The organism is Symbiobacterium sp., from assembly GCF_040797425.1.
Classification (GTDB): Bacteria; Bacillota; Sulfobacillia; order Symbiobacteriales; family Symbiobacteriaceae; genus Symbiobacterium.
Genome location: NZ_JBFNEH010000036.1, coordinates 1 through 21,647 on the forward strand (window position 1 = coordinate 1; position 21,647 = coordinate 21,647).

The following is a 21,647-nucleotide window of genomic DNA, read 5'->3' on the forward strand; positions in this document are numbered from 1 at the left end:
CAGCTTTAGCAAAGCCGCCCCTTCAGCCACTTGGGTATCTCTCCACGGCTGCGTGATGCCGCCGCTCGGGCGGCAGCGCAAGTGATACTATACCATGTCCGCGGACGCGACGCAACAGGAATTCCTTGCCCGTATCCCACGCCGGCCCATCGCGGCGGTGCGGCGCTCGCACCGGCCTCCTGCGGAGCCTGAACCGGCGCCAGGACGCGCCTTCGCTCGCCCTGCTTGGGCCAGTGTACACTCAGGGCACTACTTGCGCGTGAACGCGAACGTGAAGTAGCTGGTCGTCTCGATTTGGTCGTCTTGCAAGATGATGCCGGAGTTGGTATGGCCCAGCACCCTCGGGCCGTCGGCCCCGACGGTCGCCATCGCCGTGAGCAGCACGGCGACGGAGCCCGGCGAATCCAGGTGGTCCGGACCCATCCGGAGCAGCCGTTCCAGGTCGCCCGCCATGATCGTCGCCAGTGTCTCCTTGTCCCGGGCCTCGGCCTCGTCCGGGGTGAGGTAATGGGAGAAATCGACGGAGGCCACGAGGATGCGCCCGGGGCCCAGCTCGGCGGCCAGGGCGCCGGAGAGCCGTTCCAGTTCGGGCCGGGTGAGGCCGGGGGGCAGGATCAGCGGCACGACCCGCGCCGCCGGCGCGTGGAACTTGATGTAGGGCATCAGGGTGCCCATGGCGTGCTCCTGCTCGAGCACCTCGTCGTTCACCGCGGCGAGGCCGGCGGCCACCAGGGCGTCCACCGCCTCCCGGTCCACCTCCACCAGCCCGAAATCGGTCTGCCAGGCCCGCCGACCGGTGATGACCGGTCCGCCGGCCGCCTCGTGGTTGGGCCCCACCAGGAAAATCACCTCCGGCGGCTCGGCCTCCAGCCGCAGGAAAAAGCCCGAGAGCAGCTCCGCCGCCAGGTCGTGGTGCGGCACCAGGCCCCCGGCCAGGGGTTCGGCGACACCCGTCGCCGAACTCCTGGCCGCCTCAAGGCCATGGTAGAACAGGTTGGGATTGAAGAAACGGTTGGGCTGGGCCGGCTCCCGCGCCGTCCTGCCGGAGGCGGCGGCCGCGGGGGCCGCATCCGGCGTCACCGCTTCGCCCGCGGCCGGCCGCCCCGACCCCTGCACCGGCGGCTCTCCGGCCCCGGCCAGCCCCAGTGCCAGTGCGAGCGCTGCCGCGGCCGCTGCGGCGGCCGGCCACCATGCCCGCCGCCCTACCATGCGATGCTCACCGCCCCGGGGCTGCTCACGGCGTAGACCAGGCCGCTCTTCTGGTGCATCAGCACGGCCTCCTCCGCCCGGTACTCGCCCCCGGAGACCACCCGTGCGAAGTACCGGATGGGCTTGCCGTTCTTACCGGCCCAGAACGTCACCCGCTGCCCGTCCACCTGCAGGGCCCAGCTGTCATACTGCGACCAGTCGATGCGCTGACCATAGGCCCACCGCCGCTCCAGGTACCGCAGCCCGGAGGGCAGCGTGTCGGTCAGCTCGTAGGCCCCGCCGGGTGCGTCGCCCGGCAGCGAGTAGGTCAGGGTCACCGTGACGATGTCGCCCGGCTTCCAGGTCTCGGGCGCAGGCGAGTAGGTGCGCACCACGCGGCCCCCGTCCATCGCCACGGTCGGCCGCCCGGGCCGGGTGTACGTGACCACCGCGGCCGCGGTTCCCCGCACCGCCGTGACCTCGAAAGACGCCAGCTCCTCCGGCCGCAGCGCCAGGGCCAGCCGCTCGCCGGGCTGCAGCGTCTTCTCGTGCTCCTGCCCGTTCAGCCTGTAGGTAAGGCCCACGGGTTTGCCCTTCAGGTTTTCCAGCCCGCTCCGGGCCGCCAGCAGCTGCTCCAGGTGCAGCACGATCTCCGCGGGCTGGTTGTCCATCAGATAGCTGATCAGCGCCGCGGCCTGCGGTTCGCCCAACCGGGCGGCCAGGATCGCTGCCAGCGCGGTCGCCTGCAGCTGCTCGTCCCGGTCGGCGCCCACGGCAACCCGCACGTCCTGGCCGATCTCCTCGCCGTGCTGCGCCATGAAGGTGCGGTAAACGGGGCGCACCGTCTCCAGGTCGCCCAGCGTCGCGGCGGCCAGCATGGCGCAGAGCCGCTCCCACGGTGTGGCTTCCGGGTCGGCCAGCAGCCGATGGGCGTCGATCAGCACCGGCTCATCCAGCGCGGCCAGGCCGTAGAGCGCCCAGGCCCTCCGGTCGCGCCGCTCGCCCTCGTCGGCCCGCACCTTCCGCAGGTAGCCGGCGAGGGCCGACCGGTCGAACCGCTCCGGTGCGAGGTCGGCCACCAGGGCGGTGAGCTTCAGGTCGCCGTCGCTGTAGGGGAGGAAAGCGACGGAGCCGTCGGCGGTCTGGTAGCGCATGGTCTCCAGCTCGGGCTCAGGCGAGGCGTCCCCCTGCCCGAAGTAATCCTCCAGCAGCTCGGCGGCCACCGTCCGCCCGAGCTTCGCCTCCAGGCGGTTGCCCCAGAGCCAGCGCATCCGCTGCAGGAGGTTCAGGTAGCGGCCCCGCTCCCAGTCCAGGAAGGTCACGTAGGTCAGCCCGTCGTCGGCCCCGGAAAGCTTCGTACCGGGCTCCAGCAGCCGGAAGTCCACGCGGTCCTCGACCAGGTGGGTCTGCCGCACCGCAAAGGTGCGCTCCAGGGCGTCCGTGAGGCTCCCGGACCTGGCCGTGACCCGCAGTGTGTATGTCCCCTCGGCCGGCAGCGGCTCCAGCGGAATCGACACGGGATCGAAGGCCGGTCCGGTGAGGTCGAGCCGCTGGCGATGCCCCGACGGCCCCTCCACCTCCACCTGGTAGCGGACCTGCGCACCCGCCGCCAGGGCGGTACCGTAGGCGCGCACCTGGAACACCGGCCGCTCACCCACCAGGTAGCTCTCGCCCATCACCAGGTCGGCGAAGAAGGGCAGGCTGACCGGGATCTTGATGGCGCCGCTCACAGCCTCCATCGTCCCGGTGAGGACCGCCTGGTAGGTCAGCCGCCAGCTGGTGAGGTTGTCGGGCACGCGGAACGAGACCGTGGCCTTGCCCGCGTCGTCGGTCGTGACGGTGGTGAAGAGCACGGCGTCCTTGAAGTCGCGGCGGATGCTGCCGCCTTCGCCGCCCTTCTCCGCGCCCCCGCTCATCGGCGGCGGCTCGTGGGAGTAGCGGGTGCGCACGATGCCCGTGCTGACCGTGTTGCCATATAGATCGTTAAGGATGTCTACGTACTGCTCCCGCACTGCGTAGAGCGCCTCATCCACCAAGTTCAGGTTGACCAGCGCCCCCGCCGCCGGCCGTCCGGCAGCGTCGCTCACGGCCACCTGCACCTGCACCTCGTCGCCGGGGCGGTACATCGCCCGGTCCGGAGTGACGGTCACCTGCAGGCGCCGCTGCTCCGGGTCGACGCCTACGAAGCGCGTCGCCGTCAGGTAGCTCCGGCCGTCAAAGGCGACGCCGTACAGGGTGAAGTTGGGGAGGTCGGCGGCCTGCAGCGTCGCAGTATAGCTGGGGGAATCCTGCACCGCATACTCCCGGATGCCCCGGCGCGCCGTGAAGAACAGGAACCCGTCGGGCCGGTCATCCAGCCTGACCTCTCCCTTCTGGAACACGTACACCACCGGCTCGCCGACCGGGACCCGATACCGCTGCGACCCGGCGGGGACCAGCTGCGGCCAGCCCCAGTCCGAGTCGAGGCCGTACCACCGCCCGGAGATCCAGGCGCTGCCATACAGCCACAGGCCGCGGGAGTCCCGCACCCGGTAGCGGACCTCGTACTGCTTCTCCGGCTCCATGGGGAACCGGAAGGCGGCACGGCCCTCGCCGTCGGTCTCCGCGCTGCCCTGCAGGATCTCGCGGAAGTCGGCCTCGTACCGGTACCGCTTGCGCACGACCTTCTCGATGAAGTCGTAGTACTCGCCGTCCTCGATGCGTTTCCAATTCTGCTCGATCACGGTGAACTCCACCGGCCGGCCCGCCACCGCGGGTCCCTGCACGTCATTCCCCGTGCCGGCCTCAATCTGGTCGAGCACCACCTGGTTCACCTGCACCGTCACGACGGCCTGGTCGCCGTCCCGGTTCGTCTCAGCCTGGGCCATCACATCCCGCTGGAAGAGCCGGATCCGGCGCTCCTCGTACACCTCGCCCACCTCGGGCTCGCCGCCGGTGACGTACAGGAAGAGCGACTCGTCCCAGCCCCAGCTTTCGGCCGTGTGGGGCGGCGTATAGGAGATGACCGCCTCTCCGGCGGCATCGGTGATCACGCTGGCCCGGTCGTCCTTCGAGTTGATGTGGTAATCCAGCTTCATGTCGGGCACCGGCGTCCCGTCGAAGAAGGTGGCCCGCACCTTAAAGGTCACCCTCTCGCCGCTGAAGAGGGCCTCCCGGTCCGGCGTCACCTCGATCTGGTAGGCGGGCTTGGTGTAGGTGACCACCTCGAACCAGCGGCTGTCGAAGGTCTCCTCGCCGACCCGGACACGCACTGCGTAGGACCCGGGCGTCAGGTTGGGCAGCTCCAGGCTGCCGATGAAGCTGGAGCGCTCCACCGGGAGCGTCGCGCTCGCCAGCACGGTCTGGTCGCCCCAGCCCCGGGTGACCTCCACCCGCACCTCGTCCACCGGCCGGGCCTCCGGTTCGCGGGGATGGACGATGCCCCAGACGTGCACCGTGTCCGCGGGCTTGTAGACGGAGCGGTCGATGTAGAGGTAGTGCCAGTAGAGTTCCGCCAGCGACGCCTCCCCGTCGCCCCAATACCAGTACTCACGCGTGCCGTGCACCACGGCCTCGCTGTGCCCGGACCGGGCAATCCAGAAGGCGATCGGCACCTGTCCGTCCTCGTCCTTCCCGGCCGGGATCTCCACCCGCGCCACGCCATGCCGGTCGGCGGTGGCCGCAGGCGTGCCGTCGGGGAGGAACAGTTCGGCGTTCGCAGCAGGCCGGCCGGTCGCCAGGTCGTTCAGCCACACCAGGCCGCCCGTCGTGCCCTCCGCCAGGTAGTACGAGAGGTCGGTCACCTGGAAGTGGACCTGCCGCACCGCGCGCCCGAGCTGGATCTCGGCCAGGTAGTAACCCGCCGGCAGGGGCTCGGGAAGGGCCAGGTAGCGGTCGTATTCCGCCTCCACCGGCGTGGCGGTGAACGCCGCGACGGAGGCCAGCCCCTCGGTGGGCTCGCGGTGACGGTCGCGGGCCACGCTGCTCCACCCGGGCACCGCGAAGGTGCCGCGCAGGGCCCTGATGTACCCGGCCGCGTCAGAGTACCGGTAGACCGCGACCGTATACTCGTCGCCCTTGCCCTTGTCCCAGATGCGGAAATGCGGGACCGTGCCGGTGCCGAACTCCGCGGACTCATCGAACACGTGAAACGCCGACCACTCCCCCTCCGCCACAGGGTCGGCGGTCTCGAACTGGAAGGTGTACGCGCCCAGCCGCCCCTCCCCCTGCGTGCGGCCGAGCCCTTCCTTCAGGGTGACGGTGTAGATCGTGCCCGGCTGCAGGGTGTCGGCGGGCACGAAGACCGCCGTCTTCTTGTGCCGCTCCCACCGCCCCTCGATCGCGGGGCTGAAGGTGACGTAGCCGGATGGATCGGCGTAGTCATCGTGGGAGAAGGTGAGCTCAATGCCGGTGTTCACGGGTACTCCCGTCCCCCGGTGGGCCGGCAGAGTGCCCAGCAGCCGGAACTCGGTGCGGGTCTGGAAGGACCACTGGTAGTCCCGGTCGACGCCGGCCTCCCGGCTCAGCCGGAAGCGGTAGACCCGGTCGGGCTCCAGCGCGGCGGCGATGGTGAACCGCGTGCCCGCGCTGTCGGCCTGCTCGATGCGCAGCTGTGCGGCGGGCTCCACCGCGAGGGCCGACTGCACCATGGCCAGTGTGAGCGGCCGCCGGCTGGTCAGGATGAGATCGCCTGCGGGGTCGAGTCCCGCCGGGTCGAAGGCCGCCGGGGAAAGCGTCACCTCGGCCGCGTCCTCCTCGGGCGGCTGCGGCGTGGTGGACGGGGCTCTCCCCGGGCGGATCACGGCGACGGCCGTCAGGATCAGCGCGAGAACAACTACCAACACGATTGCGTTCTGTCGGGTGCGCATGGGCCATCACTCCCGCGCAGAACTCGAACTCGCGCGTTGGACGAAAGCGCGGGTGCAGAAGTTTCGCACGCCCATTCCTCCGCCCGCCGGCTCACCCGCCTCCGGACGCGCCGGGGCGGGAGATGCCTTCCGGCACCTCCCGCCCCATCATCCGACATCATTCGCCGCCCAGCACCGCCTCCAGCGCCGCCACGAAGCGGGCGTTCGCCTCCGCCGTCCCCACGGTCACCCGCAGGTGGTGGGGCAGGCCGAAGGAGCCGCAGGGGCGCACCAGAACCCCGCGGCTGAGGAGCCGGTCGAACACCTCGGCGGCGGGCCGCCCGACGTCGAAGAGCACGAAGTTCGCCTCGCTGGGCACGTACGGCAGCCCCAACCGGTCGAAGGCGGCATACAGGTACGCCTTGCCCTCCCGGGTGAGCGCCAGCGTCCGCTCCACGTGCTCGGTATCGCCCAGGGCCGCCAGCCCGGCCGCCACCGCGAGGCCGTTCACGCTGAAGGGGTCGCGGGCCCGGAGCAACGGCGCCAGGACCTCCGGCCGCATGATGCCGTAGCCCAGGCGGAAGCCCGCCATGCCGTAGATCTTGCTGAAGGTCCGTGCGATGACCAGGTTCGGGTAGTCCAGCAGGAGCGAACGGCTGTCGAACGGGGTGCCGTCGAACTCCCGGTAGGCCTCGTCCAGCACCACCAGGGTCGAGGTCGGAATCCGCTCCATCACCGCCCGCAGCGCGTGCTCGGGGAAAACGGTGCCGGTGGGGTTGTTGGGGCGGCACAGGAAGAGCAGCTTGGCGCCATGCGCGGCCGCCGCCTCCGCCATCGCCGGCAGGTCCATGCTCCAGCCCGCCAGCGGCACCGTGACGACCCGGGCGCCCATCAGCTCGCCGACGAAGCGGTAGGCCGAAAACGAGGGCGCGGGCACCACGATGGGGTCTCCCGGCTCCAGGTAAACCTCGGCCAGCAGACGGAACACCTCGTCCGAGCCGTTGCCGACGAGGAACCAGTCCGCCGGCAGATCCCACAGCTGGCCGAGCCGCTCACGGAGCCGGCGGGCAGTTCCCTCCGGGTAGGTGTGCACCTGCATCAGGGCCGCGCGCGCGGCCGCCAGCGCCCGCGGCGACGGGCCAAGGGGGTTCTCGTTCTGGTTCAGCTTCACAAGGTCGGTGAGCCCCAGCTCCCGCTGCACTTCCTCCAGAGGCTTGCCCGGGACGTAGGGCTTCATCGACTGCACGGCCGCGCGCATGACGGGCACCGCCCTCAGTCCTCCTTCTCTTTCTCCCGCCGCTTGCCGCGCCGGCGCGCCAGTTCCTCCGCCACGTCCCGGGGACCAAGTCCGTTGTCCACCAGGGCGATCAGGGTATGGAACCAGACGTCGGCCACCTCGAAGGCCAGGTTCTCCCGGTCGCGGTTCTTCACCGCCAGGACCACCTCGGTGGCCTCCTCGCCGATCTTCTTGCAGTACGCGTCGGCGCCCTTTGTGAAGAGCTTGCTGGTGTAGCTGCCGGGCTCCGGGTGCGCCCGCCGGTCCACCAGGACGGCGGTGAGTTCCCGGAGCACAGTGCCGATGTCGTAGGGCACCGTCTCGTCCGGCTGGATGGGCCAGAACGCGGTGTCCACCAACGCCCGGGGCGAACCGTCCACCCGCCGGGTGAAGCAGGAGTACGTGCCCTCGTGGCAGGCCACCCCCTCCTGCTCCACCAGGAGCAGGAGCGAGTCGCCGTCGCAGTCGGTGCGCACCTCGCGGACCCGCTGGTAGTGGCCGGAGGTCGCGCCCTTCTGCCAGAGCTCCTGCCGGCTGCGGGACCAGTACCAGGCCGTGCCGGTCTCCAGCGTCAGGCGCAGGGCCTCCTCATTCATGTAGGCCTGCATCAGCACCTGGCCGGTCTTCACGTCCTGCACCACGGCCGGAATCAGCCCGTCGGGCCCCCACTTCAGCTTCACCGTCTCCATCATGGTCGCACCAACACCCCTTTCTCCCGGAGGAAGGCCTTCACCCCCTCCACCGTGTGCTCGCCGCTGTGGAAGATCGAGGCGGCCAGGGCCGCGTCGGCCCGGCCCACGGTGAGGACTTCGAGGATGTCCTCCGGGCTCCCTGCCCCGCCGGACGCGATGACGGGCACCGCGACCGCGTCGGCCAGGGCCTGGTGCAGGGCGATGTCGTACCCCTTCCGGGTGCCGTCGGCGTCGATGGAGGTGACCAGCAGCTCGCCGGCGCCGCGCCGGGCCGCCTCGGCCGCCCAGGAGACCGCGTCGATGCCCGTGGGGGTGCGGCCCCCGTGCAGGTAGACCTCCCACCAGCCCTCGGGCCGCCGCTGGCAATCGATGGCCACCACCAGGGTGGACGAGCCGAACTGGTCGGCGATCTCGTCGATGAGGTCGGGCCGGAGTACGGCTGCGGTGTTGACCGAGACCTTGTCGGCCCCGGCCCTGAGATACTCCTTCACGTGTGCGACCGTGCTCACGCCGCCGCCGATGGTGACAGGGATGAACACCTGCTCGGCAGCGCGCCGGAGCACGTCGAGGGTGGCCGACCGCCCCTCGTAGGACGCGTTGATGTCGAGAAGGACGATCTCGTCCGCCCCCTGCCGTTCGTACGCGGCGGCCAGGGCGACCGGGTCGCCGGCGTCCCAGGTGTTCTGGTGGAACTTGACGTTCTTCACCACCCGCCCGTCCTTGATGTCGAGGCAGGGGATGATGCGCTTCGCCGTGGGCATGCTCACGTCGCCTCCTTCGTGCAGTCGCAGGACCGGGTCGCGGGCGCCGTCGTCAGCGGGCCGCCGGGGGCTGCGGCTCCCCGGCAGCCTCCCCGCAGGCCGCCAGCGCCTCTGTCAGGTCGACGGCGCCGGTGTAGAGCGCCCGGCCGAGGATGGCGCCGACCACCCCGGGGATGCGCGTGAGCCGCCGGATGTCGGCCAGCGATGCGATCCCGCCGCTGGCGATCACGTCCAGCCCCGTCTGCCCCATCCGCTCCAGTTCGGCGAAGTTGGGGCCGCTGAGCATGCCGTCGGTGGCGATGTCGGTGTAGATGATGGTCCGCACCCCGGCGGCCTTCACCCGCGCCGCCAGGTCCACCGCCCGGACCGCGGTCACCTCCACCCAGCCCCTGGTGGCCACCAGGCCGTCCCGGGCGTCGATGGAAACGGCAATCCGGTCGGGCCCGAAGCGCTCCACCGCCCGGGCCACGAGGTCGCCCTCCAGGGCCGACGTGCCGATGATGGCCCGGGATACGCCCAGTTCCAGGGCCGCCGCCACCGCCTCGAGGCTGCGCAGCCCGCCGCCCAGCTGCACCCGCACGGCGGGGGCTTCCGGCGGACGGCGGACCGCCTCCACGATGGCGCGCACGGCGCTGCCGTTCTGCGGTCGCCCGTTCACGGCGCCGTCCAGGTCCACCACGTGGATCCAGCGCGCCCCGGCGGCCGCCCAGCGGGCGGCCGCCCGCGCCGGGTCCGGATCGTAGACCGTGGCCTCGTCCATGCGCCCCTGCCGGAGTCGCACCACCTGGCCGCCCTTCAGGTCGATCGCCGGGTAGAGCTCAAATCGCATACCATGCGCCCCCAGTTGGCCAGCATCGCCAGCCCCGCCCGGGAAGACTTCTCCGGGTGGAACTGAATGCCGAGCAGGTGATCGCGGCCCACCACCGACGGGTAGGTGCGGCCGTAGGTCGTGAGGGCCAGGGCCGTGGAGGGCGCCTCCCCCTCCACGGCGTAGGCGTGGTCGAAGTAGGCCCACAGCGGCTCCGGCACCCCGTCGAAGACCGGGTGGTCCTGCCGGACGAGCACCTGGTTCCACCCGATCTGGGGCAGGCGCACCCCGCCTGGCAACCGGGTCACCCGTCCCTCCAGGAGGCCCAGACCCGGCCGGAGGCCGCCCTCCTCGCCGGCCGCGAACAGCAGGTGCATCCCGAGGCAGATGCCCAGGATCGGGCGGCCGGCGGCCGCCGCCTGCTGCAAGGCCCGGTCGAGCCCGCGGCGGGCCAGGTTCTGCATGCCGGCGCCGAAGGCGCCCACGCCGGGCAGCACCACGCCGTCCGCCCCGGCCACTGCGGCGGGGTCGTCGGTGACCTCGGGGTCGTACCCCACCGCCCGCAGGGCGTTCCGCACGCTGGCCAGGTTGCCCATGCCGTAGTCGACGATGACGATGCGGACCATCAGAGCAGGACTCCCTTGGTGGAGGGGATGCCCCGGACCCGCGGGTCCAGCGCCACGGCCTCGCCCAGAGCCCGGGCGAATGCCTTGAAGAGGGCCTCGATCATGTGGTGGGTGTTGCGCCCATAGTGAACTTTCAAATGCAGGGTGATGCCCGCGTTCATGGCCAGGGCCCGGAAGAACTCCGGCACCAGTTCGCTGTCGAAGTCGCCCACCTTCTGTGCGGGGAAGTCTGCGTCGAAGTGCAGGTAGGGCCGGCCGCTCACGTCGACGGCCGCGAAGGCCAGGGTCTCGTCAAACGGCACGAAGGCCGAACCGTAGCGCAGGATGGAGGCGCCGTCGCCCAGCGCCTGGCGCAGGGCCAGCCCCAGGGCGATGCCGGTGTCCTCCACCGTGTGGTGCGCGTCGACCTCCAGGTCGCCGGCCGCCCGGACGGACAGATCGGTCAGCCCGTGGCGGGCGATCTGGTCCAGCATGTGGTCAAAGAAGGGCACCCCGGTCTGGACGTCGGCCCGGCCGGTTCCGTCGAGCCGCCAGGTGACCACGATGTCGGTCTCACGGGTCTTGCGGGCCACTTTCCCGACTCGTTCCGCCATCTCTGCCGCCTCCTCTCCGTGGTGTGGCGACGCCGGCGCTACCCGATCCCCGCGGAGCCCCGCCGCGCCGCCGCTTCCAGACGCACCTGCATGGACCGGGCGTGGGCCTGCAGGTCCTCCGTGAGCGCGAGGCGCACGGCGTGGGGCGCCTGGGCCAGGAAGGCCGCCTCGCTGTAGCACGTCACCGCCGACCGCTTGATGAAGGTCTCCACGTTCACCGGGGAGGCGTACCGCGCCGTGCCCTCGGTGGGGATCACGTTGGAGGGGCCCGCGATGTAGTCGCCGATGGGCTCGGGGGTCCACGGGCCCAGGAAGATGGAGCCGGCGTGGCGCACCAGCGGCAGGAAAGACCAGGGGTCGGCCACGTTCACCTCCAGGTGCTCCGGTGCGACGGCGTTGACGATCGCGGCCGCCGCCGGCAGCGACGCCACCGTCAGCGCCGCACCCAGCTCCGCCACCGACCGGCGGATGGTCTCCGCCCGGGGCAGGGCGGCGGCCTGCCGCTCCATCGCCGCACCCACAGCCTCCACCCGCCCGACCCCGGCCGTGGTGACCAGGATGACCATGCCGTTCGGATGCTCGGCCTGGGAGAGCAGGTCGGCGGCCAGCCACTCGGGGTCGGCCGTGCCGTCATCCACGGCCAGCACCTCCGTCGGTCCGGCCAGCATGTCGATGCCCACCGGGCCAAAGACCAGCTTCTTGGCCAGGGTCACGTAGTAGTTGCCGGGTCCGGCGATCGTGTCCACGCGGGGGATGGTCGCCGTGCCGTAAGCCATCGCCCCGATCGCCTGAGCGCCGCCCACCTTGTAGACGTCTTTCACCCCGCAGGCCCGGGCGGCCACCAGCATGTGCGGGTCGATCCGCCCTGCGCGGTCCGGCGGGGTGCAGACGATGACCTCGCGCACACCCGCCACCACGGCGGGAATCACGGTCATCAGCAGGCAGGAGAAGAGCGGGGCCGACCCGCCGGGCACGTAAATGCCGGCCCGGTCCACGGCGCTCACTTGCTGCCCCATGATCGTCCCATCGGGGCGGGTCATGAACCAGGAGTGCGGCACCTGGGGCCGGTGGAACGCGGTGATGTTGTCGACGGCCACCTGGAGGGCGGCGCGGAACTCCGCCGACACCTGCGCCGCGGCCGCCGCATACTCGGCCTCGGCCACCCTGAGGCCGCAGCCCCGCAGGTCGGCCCCGTCGAACCGGAGGGTCAGGTCGTAGAGCGCCTCGTCGCCTTCCCGACACACACGATCCAGGATTGCCCGCACCTGCGCCTCCACCTCGGGGTAGAACCGGGTCCGGCGCTCGTTCAGAAACTCCAGGAATGCCTGCGGGTCCCACACTCTCAACATGGCGTGCTCTCCTCCTCAGCCCACTGCGACCGCAGGCGGGGCTACATAGAATGGAGGGAATCCCCCAGTAAGGAGGGCGATTCCCATCAACCGACCCACGGAATTCGCACTGCCGCCTGCTCCATCCGCGGCCCCGCCCATCACCGGCGAGCAGGCGCTTTACCTACTCGGCCTGCTGGGACACCTGGCGCAGAAGGCGCACCGCGACCCCGGCGGACTCTCCGGCCCCGGCGGGTCCGCCCGGCCGGGCCAGCAGGCCGAGACCGGCAACCCGGGGGCCGCACGGGCCGCGAGCCGCACCGGCCCCCAGCGAGCGGAGGGCATGGCCCCCGTGCCGCTGGTGGCGGGCGTGCCGGTGCCCGTGCTGCCGGCGGGCGTGGCGGACCGCAACTACTGGTTCCCGGACAGGTCCCGCTGCCCGATCCGTCCCCGGATGCCCTGGATGATCGGCCCGATCCGCTCGGCCTTCAGCCTGTAGGCCGCCCGGTTGGCGATGAGCCGCATGGAGGAGGTCCAGAGCTCCTCCACCACCACCAGGTTGTTCTCCCGCAGGGTGCGGCCGGTCTCGACGATGTCCACGATCAGATCCGCCAGCCCCACCTTCGGGGCGACCTCGATGGACCCGTGCAGGAAGACGGTCTCTACCTGGATGCCCTTGCTGTTGAAGTAGGCCTCCGTCAGGCGGGGGTACTTGGTGGCCACCCGCTGCGGCGAGCGCCCGCTCAGCAGGGAGGCGGCGTCCACGCCGGCCGGGGCCGCCAGCACGAAGCGGCACTTGCTGTAGCCCAGGTCGAGCAGTTCATAGACCTGCGGCTCGGCCTCCATCAGGACGTTCTTGCCGACGATGCCCAGGTCGGCGGCCCCGTATTCCACGTAAGTGGGCACGTCGGAGTCCCGGGCGACGATGAAGCGGGTGCCCTGCTCCGGACACTCGATGAGGAGGCTCCGTCCCTCCTCCTCCGTCAGTTCCGGGCCGGCCAGGCCGACGTCCCGCAGGAACCGCACCGTGGCGGCGTAGGGACGGCCCTTGGGCAGGGCGATGGTGAGCGGTGACATGGCTTCGTAGCTCCCTTCAGTGAATCGAGGGCACCTCGGGCGTGAGCACCCGGGCGGCGCCGCGGGCCCGTGCATAGGCGGCCAGTTCCTCGCCCGAGCGCCCCAGCAGGTCCACCTCCACGGTGAGCCCCTGGGCCCTGAGGCGCGCCGCCCAGGCCATGGCCTCGGCCTCCCGGCCGGGCGGACAGGCGATGAGCGCATCCAGCCCCTCCCCGGCGGCTGCACACCCGTTCCGCTCCTGCGCCATCAGCAGCCGGTCCACCGCCAGGGCGAAACCAGTGGCGGCCAGCGGCGCGCCGAACTCCAGAAGGAGGTTGTCGTAGCGCCCGCCGCCCATCACGGGGGCGCCGATGCCGGGCAGGTAGCCCTCGAAAACGACGCCGGTGTAGTAATCCAGTGAGCGCACCAGCCCCGGGTCGAGGCTCACCTGCTCGGAAACGCCCAGGGCCTCCAACAGGCGCAGCACCTGCCCCACGTGTTCCAGGGCCTCGGCCACCTGCCCGCCGACCCCTCCGAACCGCTCCTGCGCCTCGGCGAAGCCGCCGTGAAAGTGCGCCAGGCCCAGCAGCAGGTCCGCCCGCTCGCCGGAGAGGCCCGCCCGGATGACCCCGTGCTCGAAGGCCACCAGGTCCCGGGCGACCATCGCCTCCTTCAGCTCAGCCTCTGCCTCCGGCGACACGCCGGCGAACTGGAAGAGCCCCTCCACGATGCCCACGTGGCCCAGGCCAATCCGGAAGCCCTCGAGCCCTGCGGCCTTCACCGCGGCGCAGGCGAGGGCGATCACCTCGGCGTCGGCCACCTCGCCGGGAGCGCCCACCAGTTCGACCCCGGCCTGCCAGATCTCGCTGGCGGCACCCGCGCGCAGGTCGCGATGGCGGAAGACCGGGGCGAAGTACGAGAGCCGCAGCGGGAGCGGCTCCCCCGCCAGGCGAGTGGCCACCAGCCGGGCGATGGGCGTGGTCATGTCGGGCCTGAGGGCCAGGGTGCGCCCCTTGCGATCGAAGAACTGGTAGAGATCCTCCGTCCGCGCCCACTTCCCCGCCCCGGCGGCCAACGCCTCCAGGTACTCGAACACCGGGGTGGCCACCTCCCGGTAACCCCAGGCGCGAAACACGCCGTCGAGCTGTGCGGAGAGGCGGCGCATCCGGGCGGCCTCCCCGGGCAGCCGGTCGCGGACCCCTTCGGGCACCTGGGTGCGGAAGACAGGCGCGCTCACGTGGATCCCTCCGTCCTTTAGCGAGCTAATGTAGTAATGTGATAAAATGAAACTACCATAACTCCCCCTCCCGGTCAAGAGGACGCGTAAAGGCCCGACCGATTTCCGGTCGGGCTGAAGGGAACCGTCTCAGAAACCACCTGGGCGGGCCTGGGCCTCGTTGACGGTGAGGGGCCGGCCGCCGTACTCCTGGTTGTGGAGTTCAGCGATGGCCCTGCGGCCGGCCTCCTCGTCGGCCATATCGACGAAGCCGAAACCGCGGGAACGGCCGGTCTCCCGGTCGGTGATGATGCGGGCATTCTCGACCTGGCCGTAGGGCTCGAAGAGGGCCCGCAGGTCCTCCGGTGTTGTGCTCCAGGGCAAGTTGCCTACGTAGATGCTGAATGGCACGACTCGTTGCCTCCTCTTGTTGGGGCGCCGATCCGTTCGGATAGTCAGAGCCCTGTTACCGAGTTAGCCACATTGTGCGCGTCTCGACCGGGTTCACTCCGGCGAAATCCTGGCGCGGGTCTGCCCGCAATCTCCCTCGGGGCTCACTCGGCTTGCAGTCTTACCACCGCGCCGCCGAGCGGAATGTGCCACTCCACGCCGGGCTCCGTCATGGGCGTGACGACCAGAATCGTCCGTTCGCCGAAAGAGTAAATTCCAGCGAGCATGCCCCTGTACGTCTCGCCGCCGGAATGCACTTCGATTTCGCGGCCGACGCACTTGTCTATGGGGGTGTAGGCGGTAAACACTGTAATCATCTCCTCTCGAGAGTTATCAGAATTGAGCGGTTGGAGGTGAGGGAAGGCAGTGGTTGGTAAGCGGCGGTGAGCCGCGCGTGTCGAATGCCGGTCGCAGCCTGCAGAACAGGGTACTCCCGGGCTACAGGCATTGGCGATAGAGCGGCGTTTCCGTGGGACCCCAGGGACTCGGCCTTCGCCCAGGTGGGCGGGCTGCTGCTGATGACGCTGGGCATGGGCTTTCCGTTCGCGCTGGGGGGCGCGGTGTTCCTGGCCGTTGCGAGGGAGATGTTCGTGAGGAGGATCAAGGCGGCCTGGCGACAGTGGTCGGTGCGTACGGGGGCGCGGCGCCGGGCCGCGCTCGGGGGGCTGACCTGAGGCCAACGGCGGGGCATGATATAATACTAAAATCTCATACTCGATACAGGAAAGGGTGGACGGCATGCCCCATCACGGCCCGGCGCTGGGCAGCCTCGTCCTGGTCGCGGTTCTGGCCTTTCTGGTTCCGCTCCTGCTCAACCGGCTGAAGCGGGTGCGCATCCCCATCGCAGCCGGCGAAATCCTGGCCGGCATGCTGGTCGGCCGGAGCGGCCTCGGCCTGGTCCAGGGCGACGAGCTGCTCTCCATCTTCAACTTCCTGGGAATCGGCGCCCTGATGTTCCTCGCCGGGATGGAGGTCGACCTGGCCGCGCTCGCCGGCGGAGGTGCCCGCCCGAAGGGGCGCCCGGAGTGGCTGGCGCGCCTGCACCACCCGCTGGCCCTGGGAATGGTGCTGTTTCTGCTCACCATTTACGGCGCCCGGTGGTTCGCCGGGCTGCTCCAGCAGCGCGGACTGGTAGAGGAGCCGCTCTTCCTCACGCTGATCATCACCACGTGCGGCCTGTCGATCATCCTGCCGGTGCTCAAGGACCGACAATTGCTCGGGGATCCTTTCGGCCAGGTGCTCTTCTCCACCGCAGTGATCGCCGACTTCCTGCCGATGCTGGGCCTTTCGGTGCTCGCAGCGGTGAGGGTGAGCGGCTCGGCGGTGGAAGCGCTCTGGATCCTGGTCCTGGTGGTCTTCGGCGCCGCGGTGTACCTGGTCGCCCGCTGGCTCAGCCGGTTCAACCTCCTGGAGGGTCTCAGCGGGGGCACGGCGCAGATCGGTGTGCGGGCGGCCTGGGCCCTCATGCTGGTGTTCCTTGCCCTGGCGCAGACCGTGGGCGTCGAGGCCATCCTCGGCTCGTTCCTGGCCGGGCTCCTGCTCTCGATGCTGGCCGGCCCCCAGCGGGACGAGATCACCCACAAGCTGGACGCACTGGGCTTTGGCTTCCTCATCCCCGTCTTCTTCGTGATGGTGGGCGTCGAGTTTGATCTGCACGCCCTGCTCGCCGACCCCGCCGCCCTCGCACTGGTGCCGCTCCTCCTGGGCGGCACGCTGGTGGTCAAGGCGCTGCCCGGCCTCCTGCTGGCCATCTGGCACCCGCCGCGCCGCACCCTTGCCGGCATGGTCCTGCTGACGACACAGATGTCGGTGACCATCGCCGCCTCGGCCGTGGCCCACACCGTAGGGGCCTACGGTGCTTCAACCCACGCCGCCGTCGTGCTGGTGGCCATCACCACGGCCATCCTCGGCCCCCTCCTGTTCAACCGCATCCTCGGCGATGCCGATGCGACCCCCGAACGCCGGTCGGTAGTTCTGGCCGGCATGAACCGGCTGTCGCTGCACGTAGGCCGCCGGCTCCTGGCGCAGGGGATTCCGGTATGTGCGGTGGATGAGCACCCCGACCGTGCGCAGGAGTTCGCCGCGGCCGGCATTCAGGCGGTGCTGGCCGATCCCGCCTCCGCGGCGGGGCTGCGGCAGGCGGGAGCGGAGCGAGCCCGCGCCCTGCTCGCGCTCACGGGCAACGAGCGCTCCAACCTGGCCGCCGCGCGGCTGGGACGCCGGGAATTCGGCATTCCCCGCGCCATCCTCTTCGCCACGAGCCCGTCGGGGCTGGCCGAGGCCCGGCAGGAGGGGCTGGAGGCCGTGAACCCCGACCTCGCCCCCGCCCTCCTCGTGGAGAGCCTGCTCGCGAGCCCCGCCGCGACCGAACTGTTCACCGGTGCGGACCAGGACGTGCAGATTCAGGACTTCCTCCTCGCCGGGGGCCCGCTCGTGGGCACCGCCCTGCGGGATGCGCCTCTTCCGGCCGGCGTGCTGGTGGTCGCGGTGCGGCGCGGCCCGGCGAAGATCGTGCCCCACGGCGACACCGTCCTGCAGCAGGGCGACCTGCTGACCGTGGTCGGGCCTCCGGAGGCATGGGAGGAGATGCGGCGGCTCACGGGGTGAGGCGCCCTTTCCCCCTGTCTAACTGTGCTGTTTTATTCAGGTAAAGTCGGGTTGTTCTGACAGTTCGCTGCTCCCTATACTGGACTTAGAGCCCAACCGAGCCTGACAGGGGGTCTGATCCATGCAGCGACCGATGGCAGAGCCGTACAAGATCAAAGCCGTGGAGCCCATCCGCATGACGACCCGGGAGGAACGGGAGCGCGCCATCCAGGAGGCTGGGTACAACACCTTCCTGCTCAAGAGCGAGGACGTCTACATCGACCTGCTGACCGACTCCGGCACCAACGCGATGTCCGACCGGCAGTGGAGCGTGCTGATGATGGGCGACGAGGCCTACGCCGGCGCCCGCTCGTTCTACCGCCTGGAAGAGGCGGTGCGGGAGGTGTACGGCTTCAAGTACGTGGTTCCCACCCATCAGGGGCGCGGGGCGGAACACCTCATCTCCCGCATCCTCATCCGGCCCGGCCACTACATCCCCGGCAACATGTACTTCACCACCACCCGCACCCACCAGGAGCTGCAGGGCGGCACGTTCGTCGACGTCATCATCGACGAGGCCCACGACCCGCAGGCGGAACACCCCTTCAAGGGCAATGTGGACATCGCCAAGTTCGAGGCGCTGATCGACCGGGTGGGCGCCGAGAACATCCCCTACATCAACGTAGCCCTTACCGTGAACATGGCCGGCGGCCAGCCCGTCTCCATGGCCAATCTGCGCGCGGTGCGGTCCGTCTGCGACCGGCACGGCATCCGCATGTGGTGCGACGCGACCCGAGCGGTGGAGAACGCCTACTTCATCAAGGAGCGGGAAGAGGGGTACCGGGACAAGCCGGTGCGGGCGATCCTGCGGGAGATGATGTCCTACTTCGACGGCTGCACCATGTCGGCGAAGAAGGACTGCCTGGTGAACATCGGCGGCTTCCTGGCCATGAACGACGAGTGGATCCTCCAGAAGGCCCGGGAGCAGGTGGTGATCTTTGAGGGCATGCCCACCTACGGCGGCATGTCCGGCCGGGACATGGAGGCCGTTGCGCAGGGGATCTACGAAATGGTGGACGACGATTACATCGCCCACCGCATCTACCAGGTGCGCTACCTGGGCGAGCAGCTGCTGGAGGCGGGCATTCCGATCGTGCGCCCCATCGGCGGCCACGCGGTGATGCTGGACGCCCGCGCCTTCCTGCCCCACGTCCCGCAGGAGCAGTTCCCCGCCCAGGCCCTGGCGGCGGCGCTGTATGTGGACTCCGGCGTGCGCGCCATGGAGCGCGGCGCCGTCTCGGCGGGGCGCGACCCCAGGACAGGCGAGAACATCTACCCGAAGTTGGAGCTGGTGCGGCTGACGATCCCGCGTCGGGTCTACACCGACCGGCATATGGACGTGGTGGCCTACTCGGTGAAACACCTGTGGGAGCACCGGGATACCATCCGGGGTCTCCGCATGGTCTACGAGCCGCCCACGCTCCGGTTTTTCACCGCCCGCTTCGAGCCGATCGTCTGAAGGCCTGGGTCGGCCACCCTTTGTGGTCATCCCGGCCAGCCGGCAAGGCAGCCCGCGCAGGGCTGCCCTGCCGTTTGTCATGACACCGTCAGTGCGGAAGGGCCCAGCCGCCCGCGGCGTCACCCCATGAGGCGCGGCCACATACGCTGAACCTGAACTCTTGTGCGCGAAAGGAGAGGAAGGAACTTGCAGCAGCCCGTTACCCAGCCGATTCCGGCGGGCTGGCCCGGCGTGGCCACGTACGCCTACCAGGCCCCGCTGCAGGCCCCGCCGCAGGCCGCTCCGGTAGCCCCCGCTCCCTTCCCGACGAGCCCGAACGGGGCGCAGCCGCCGATGCTCGCACAGCAACTCGTGCACGTGGCCAGGTCGCTGGAACAGCTCTTCCCCGGTTATCAGGCGCTGGTCTCGCTGCTCCTGGAGGCGACCGCCACACGGCCCTCGCCGAGGCTGCAGGAGGCGGTGCGCAGCGCTGAGGAGGCCCTCTATTACCACGGGGCCACGCTGGGAGCCATCCGGCGGATCCTGTGCGGTGAGGCATCTGCGAACGTACTTATGAACCTGGCCACGGCCTTCCACCACCTGAGCCGCGCCCAGCCGCGGGTACGCGCGGCGGCCGATCAGGTGCTCGCCCTCGTCCCTTCCGCCCAGCACGGCCTGATGGGCAGCCTCGTCCAGTCCGCGGCCGCTGCGGACGGCGTCCTGGCGCAGGCGGGAACGGCCATCCAGGCGCTGGTCGGCCAGCAGGCGTGGGAATCGGCCAGGACGGCCTGAACGCCGGCCGTGTGCGGGCCCAGGCGGGGTTGGCCATCCCTTCAGTACATCAAAAGCGGCACAGGGGGCTTGTCCCTGTGCCGCTGCGCGTCGGTCCTTACTGGCCGCGCTGCTTGAGCCGTTCCAATACGAGCCGGTACCCATCGGCCCCGTAGTTGAGGCACTTCTTCACCCGGCTGATGGTGGCCGTGCTAGCACCCGTGGCCGCAACGATGTCCTCGTAGGTCATGCCCGCATCCAGCATCTTGGCCACCTCGAGCCGCTGTGCGAGAGCCTTGATCTCCCCGATGGTCGCTATGTCCTCAAAAAAGCGGTAGTACTCGTCGACGGTCTTCAAGGTCAGCATCGCCTCGAAGAGCTTATCGGTCAGTTCATCGCGGAGTTTCTCGTTGACCGGCATGCACGGGATCCCTCCCAGCACAGCGCATATCCATCCGAGAGTATATTCGCTTTCGCGAACGAAAACCCCTTTCGTGCCGGACAAGCCCACACGCAGAAATGCCACGTTATTCCTCCACGACGGTCCGGCCCGCCGTTGCAGCGGGCCCCAGGCCGCAGAACGCCCGCCCGCACCTCTTTGGTGCGCAGGGACAACAGAATCGGGTCCTCCCCCCGGGAACGGGGGAGGACCCTTGCCGTCACGCCGCCACCGCGAGCAGTCCGGCCACCGCCACCAGAACCATGCCCACGACGGAACAGACCTGGAACAGGAGGAAGAACGCGGTGGACAGGTGTTCGTGGCGCCTGAGGGCCATCGACAGCGGGGCCATCAGCAGGATACCCAGTGCCAGGTCGATCAGTCCCAGTCCCAGAACCGACTTCACGGCGGACCCCTCCAGCGGTTGGACTTTTTCGTCGCTTTTGTTATTTATGTGCCGCCGCTGCCGTTCCCTGCATGAGTCGGTCGATTCCGCGAACGACTGCCGCCTGCCCCCGGCGTGTCGCGCAGCGGCCGGGGGCAACTGCCCCCGGCCGGTGGCGAGACTCTCATGAGTACGTTACTCCAGTTCGAACGTGACCGAGACCGCGGCCGAAAACATCGTGGTGCCGCTATACACCGGCACGGCTGCGGCCGCAGCCCCGCCGTCCATCCTCATGCCCTCGGCTTCCGCCTTGGCCCGAACCAGAGAAACACCCTGGTCCTGCACGGAGACCGACTGCACCCGGGCCACCTTCGCACCCAACTCACCCGCGACCAGGTTGGCCTTGGCCCTGGCGTCGTCCACCGCGAGCTTCAGGGCTTCTTCCAGCAGCTTGTCGGAGTTCTTCACCGAGAAGCTGACGCCGTTCAGCTCGTTGGCACCGGCCTCCACAGCCGCCTGGATCAGGTTGGCCACCTTGTCCAGTTCCTGCGTGGTGATGGTGAGGGTGTTGGTGGCGCGGTAGCCGACCAGCTGCCGGCCCTTTTCCTGGGACCAGTCGTACTCGGCGCTCAGGTTGAAGATGCTGGTCTGGATCTGATCTTCCTTAATCCCCATGGCCTGCACGGCCTCGGCGATCTTGGTGATGCTCGCCTGCAGCGCGTTGTAGGCCTCGATCGGCGTCGACCGGAGCTCGCTCACGCCCAGCGAGATCACCGCGGTGTCGGGCTTCGCGTCCAGCTGGCCGCGCCCGGTCACGGTGAGGGTCCGCGCCGTGTCCTGGGTCTCCGCGGCCTTAGCCGGGTGAACGGGCGGGGCGAAGAAGGCGAGGCTGGCGACCAGGAGCCCGGCCAGAAGAGCAGCAACGAATCCGCGTTTCATTCCTCGTTCCCTCCTGTGGGAGAATCTCGTCCGTTAGACGGGGGCACGCCCGGAGTCCGGTGCAGAAATAACTATCCCTTACCAGAAATCCCGGGTCGCGCAGGAGCCGTCTTGCGCGGCAGCGTATCCATTCGGTGGCGGAAAGGAGGTATGACTCGGTATGTCAACGCAAATCCGCCGACGCACGGTTCAAACCCCGCGGCTGAAGG

19 protein-coding genes are annotated in these 21,647 nt (G+C 69.9%); 3 read left to right on the forward strand and 16 right to left on the reverse strand.

Annotation, left to right across the window (positions count from 1 at the left end; translation table 11 throughout):
- Window positions 1-249 precede the first annotated feature (249 nt).
- The 13 genes from amrB to AB2385_RS11865 all read right to left on the reverse strand — a co-directional run bounded on the left by amrB (window position 250) and on the right by AB2385_RS11865 (window position 15,128).
- Window positions 250-1,209 (reverse strand): AmmeMemoRadiSam system protein B, encoded by a 960-nt coding sequence (amrB, locus tag AB2385_RS11805; protein ID WP_367655204.1) that lies wholly within the window; start codon window positions 1,207-1,209, stop codon window positions 250-252.
- Entirely contained in the window at window positions 1,203-6,035 is a 4,833-nt protein-coding gene (locus AB2385_RS11810; RefSeq protein WP_367655205.1) for an Ig-like domain-containing protein, read from the reverse strand. The genes amrB and AB2385_RS11810 overlap by 7 nt, the downstream gene beginning before the upstream one ends.
- A gap of 157 nt (window positions 6,036-6,192) precedes the next feature.
- On the reverse strand, window positions 6,193-7,272 hold the full coding sequence (hisC, locus tag AB2385_RS11815) for a histidinol-phosphate transaminase (RefSeq protein WP_367655237.1): 1,080 nt from the start codon (window positions 7,270-7,272) through the stop codon (window positions 6,193-6,195).
- Window positions 7,273-7,286: 14 nt separating this feature from the next.
- Window positions 7,287-7,982, reverse strand: a complete 696-nt coding sequence (hisIE, locus tag AB2385_RS11820) for a bifunctional phosphoribosyl-AMP cyclohydrolase/phosphoribosyl-ATP diphosphatase HisIE (RefSeq protein ID WP_367655206.1) — start codon at window positions 7,980-7,982, stop codon at window positions 7,287-7,289.
- Window positions 7,979-8,743, reverse strand: coding sequence for an imidazole glycerol phosphate synthase subunit HisF (gene hisF / locus AB2385_RS11825; RefSeq protein WP_367655207.1), 765 nt, complete (start codon window positions 8,741-8,743; stop codon window positions 7,979-7,981). Before hisF ends, hisIE begins: the two co-directional genes overlap by 4 nt.
- Before the next feature lie 52 nt (window positions 8,744-8,795).
- The gene (gene hisA, locus AB2385_RS11830) at window positions 8,796-9,572 is read right to left on the reverse strand and encodes a 1-(5-phosphoribosyl)-5-[(5-phosphoribosylamino)methylideneamino]imidazole-4-carboxamide isomerase (RefSeq protein WP_367655208.1); all 777 of its coding nucleotides are present in this window, start codon (window positions 9,570-9,572) and stop codon (window positions 8,796-8,798) included.
- Window positions 9,539-10,177, reverse strand: a complete 639-nt coding sequence (gene hisH, locus AB2385_RS11835; RefSeq protein ID WP_367655209.1) for an imidazole glycerol phosphate synthase subunit HisH — start codon at window positions 10,175-10,177, stop codon at window positions 9,539-9,541. The genes hisA and hisH overlap by 34 nt, the downstream gene beginning before the upstream one ends.
- A complete protein-coding gene (gene hisB, locus AB2385_RS11840) occupies window positions 10,177-10,770 on the reverse strand; it encodes an imidazoleglycerol-phosphate dehydratase HisB (protein ID WP_367655210.1) in 594 nt (197 codons plus the stop codon). The genes hisH and hisB overlap by 1 nt, the downstream gene beginning before the upstream one ends.
- Before the next feature lie 38 nt (window positions 10,771-10,808).
- On the reverse strand, window positions 10,809-12,119 hold the full coding sequence (gene hisD, locus AB2385_RS11845) for a histidinol dehydrogenase (protein WP_367655211.1): 1,311 nt from the start codon (window positions 12,117-12,119) through the stop codon (window positions 10,809-10,811).
- Between the two features lie 390 nt (window positions 12,120-12,509).
- Window positions 12,510-13,175, reverse strand: coding sequence for an ATP phosphoribosyltransferase (gene hisG, locus AB2385_RS11850; protein ID WP_367655212.1), 666 nt, complete (start codon window positions 13,173-13,175; stop codon window positions 12,510-12,512).
- A gap of 16 nt (window positions 13,176-13,191) precedes the next feature.
- Window positions 13,192-14,391, reverse strand: a complete 1,200-nt coding sequence (gene hisZ / locus AB2385_RS11855; protein ID WP_367655213.1) for an ATP phosphoribosyltransferase regulatory subunit — start codon at window positions 14,389-14,391, stop codon at window positions 13,192-13,194.
- A 129-nt stretch (window positions 14,392-14,520) separates the two neighbouring features.
- On the reverse strand, window positions 14,521-14,781 hold the full coding sequence (locus AB2385_RS11860; RefSeq protein ID WP_367655214.1) for an RNA recognition motif domain-containing protein: 261 nt from the start codon (window positions 14,779-14,781) through the stop codon (window positions 14,521-14,523).
- A 143-nt stretch (window positions 14,782-14,924) separates the two neighbouring features.
- A complete protein-coding gene (locus AB2385_RS11865; RefSeq protein WP_367655215.1) occupies window positions 14,925-15,128 on the reverse strand; it encodes a hypothetical protein in 204 nt (67 codons plus the stop codon).
- Window positions 15,129-15,558: 430 nt separating this feature from the next.
- Between AB2385_RS11865 and AB2385_RS11870 the strand changes: the two genes are divergently transcribed.
- From AB2385_RS11870 to AB2385_RS11880, 3 genes are all read left to right on the forward strand, one after another.
- Window positions 15,559-17,427 (forward strand): monovalent cation:proton antiporter family protein, encoded by a 1,869-nt coding sequence (locus AB2385_RS11870; protein ID WP_367655216.1) that lies wholly within the window; start codon window positions 15,559-15,561, stop codon window positions 17,425-17,427.
- Window positions 17,428-17,548: 121 nt separating this feature from the next.
- Window positions 17,549-18,925, forward strand: coding sequence for a tyrosine phenol-lyase (locus AB2385_RS11875; protein ID WP_367655217.1), 1,377 nt, complete (start codon window positions 17,549-17,551; stop codon window positions 18,923-18,925).
- A 186-nt stretch (window positions 18,926-19,111) separates the two neighbouring features.
- Entirely contained in the window at window positions 19,112-19,696 is a 585-nt protein-coding gene (locus tag AB2385_RS11880; RefSeq protein ID WP_367655218.1) for a hypothetical protein, read from the forward strand.
- A 97-nt stretch (window positions 19,697-19,793) separates the two neighbouring features.
- Here AB2385_RS11880 and AB2385_RS11885 read toward each other — a convergent pair whose 3' ends face one another.
- The 3 genes from AB2385_RS11885 to AB2385_RS11895 form a co-directional block, all read right to left on the reverse strand.
- Window positions 19,794-20,096, reverse strand: a complete 303-nt coding sequence (locus AB2385_RS11885) for a YerC/YecD family TrpR-related protein (protein WP_367655219.1) — start codon at window positions 20,094-20,096, stop codon at window positions 19,794-19,796.
- A gap of 238 nt (window positions 20,097-20,334) precedes the next feature.
- Window positions 20,335-20,520, reverse strand: coding sequence for a hypothetical protein (locus AB2385_RS11890; RefSeq protein ID WP_367655220.1), 186 nt, complete (start codon window positions 20,518-20,520; stop codon window positions 20,335-20,337).
- 174 nt (window positions 20,521-20,694) lie between these two features.
- On the reverse strand, window positions 20,695-21,438 hold the full coding sequence (locus tag AB2385_RS11895; protein ID WP_367655221.1) for an SIMPL domain-containing protein: 744 nt from the start codon (window positions 21,436-21,438) through the stop codon (window positions 20,695-20,697).
- Window positions 21,439-21,647: the final 209 nt, after the last annotated feature.

Excerpts from the sequence above, each read along its gene's own strand:
- hisIE (WP_367655206.1), bottom strand. The coding sequence starts at position 7,982 with ATGATGGAGACGGTGAAGCTGAAGTGGGGGCCCGACGGGCTGATTCCG.
- hisG (WP_367655212.1), bottom strand. The coding sequence starts at position 13,175 with ATGTCACCGCTCACCATCGCCCTGCCCAAGGGCCGTCCCTACGCCGCC.
- AB2385_RS11810 (WP_367655205.1), bottom strand. The coding sequence starts at position 6,035 with ATGCGCACCCGACAGAACGCAATCGTGTTGGTAGTTGTTCTCGCGCTG.
- hisF (WP_367655207.1), bottom strand. The coding sequence starts at position 8,743 with ATGCCCACGGCGAAGCGCATCATCCCCTGCCTCGACATCAAGGACGGG.
- AB2385_RS11885 (WP_367655219.1), bottom strand. The coding sequence starts at position 20,096 with ATGCCGGTCAACGAGAAACTCCGCGATGAACTGACCGATAAGCTCTTC.
- AB2385_RS11895 (WP_367655221.1), bottom strand. The coding sequence starts at position 21,438 with ATGAAACGCGGATTCGTTGCTGCTCTTCTGGCCGGGCTCCTGGTCGCC.
- hisD (WP_367655211.1), bottom strand. The coding sequence starts at position 12,119 with ATGTTGAGAGTGTGGGACCCGCAGGCATTCCTGGAGTTTCTGAACGAG.
- AB2385_RS11870 (WP_367655216.1), top strand. The coding sequence starts at position 15,559 with ATGCCCCATCACGGCCCGGCGCTGGGCAGCCTCGTCCTGGTCGCGGTT.
- hisB (WP_367655210.1), bottom strand. The coding sequence starts at position 10,770 with ATGGCGGAACGAGTCGGGAAAGTGGCCCGCAAGACCCGTGAGACCGAC.
- AB2385_RS11875 (WP_367655217.1), top strand. The coding sequence starts at position 17,549 with ATGCAGCGACCGATGGCAGAGCCGTACAAGATCAAAGCCGTGGAGCCC.
- hisA (WP_367655208.1), bottom strand. The coding sequence starts at position 9,572 with ATGCGATTTGAGCTCTACCCGGCGATCGACCTGAAGGGCGGCCAGGTG.
- hisH (WP_367655209.1), bottom strand. The coding sequence starts at position 10,177 with ATGGTCCGCATCGTCATCGTCGACTACGGCATGGGCAACCTGGCCAGC.
- amrB (WP_367655204.1), bottom strand. The coding sequence starts at position 1,209 with ATGGTAGGGCGGCGGGCATGGTGGCCGGCCGCCGCAGCGGCCGCGGCA.
- hisC (WP_367655237.1), bottom strand. The coding sequence starts at position 7,272 with ATGCGCGCGGCCGTGCAGTCGATGAAGCCCTACGTCCCGGGCAAGCCT.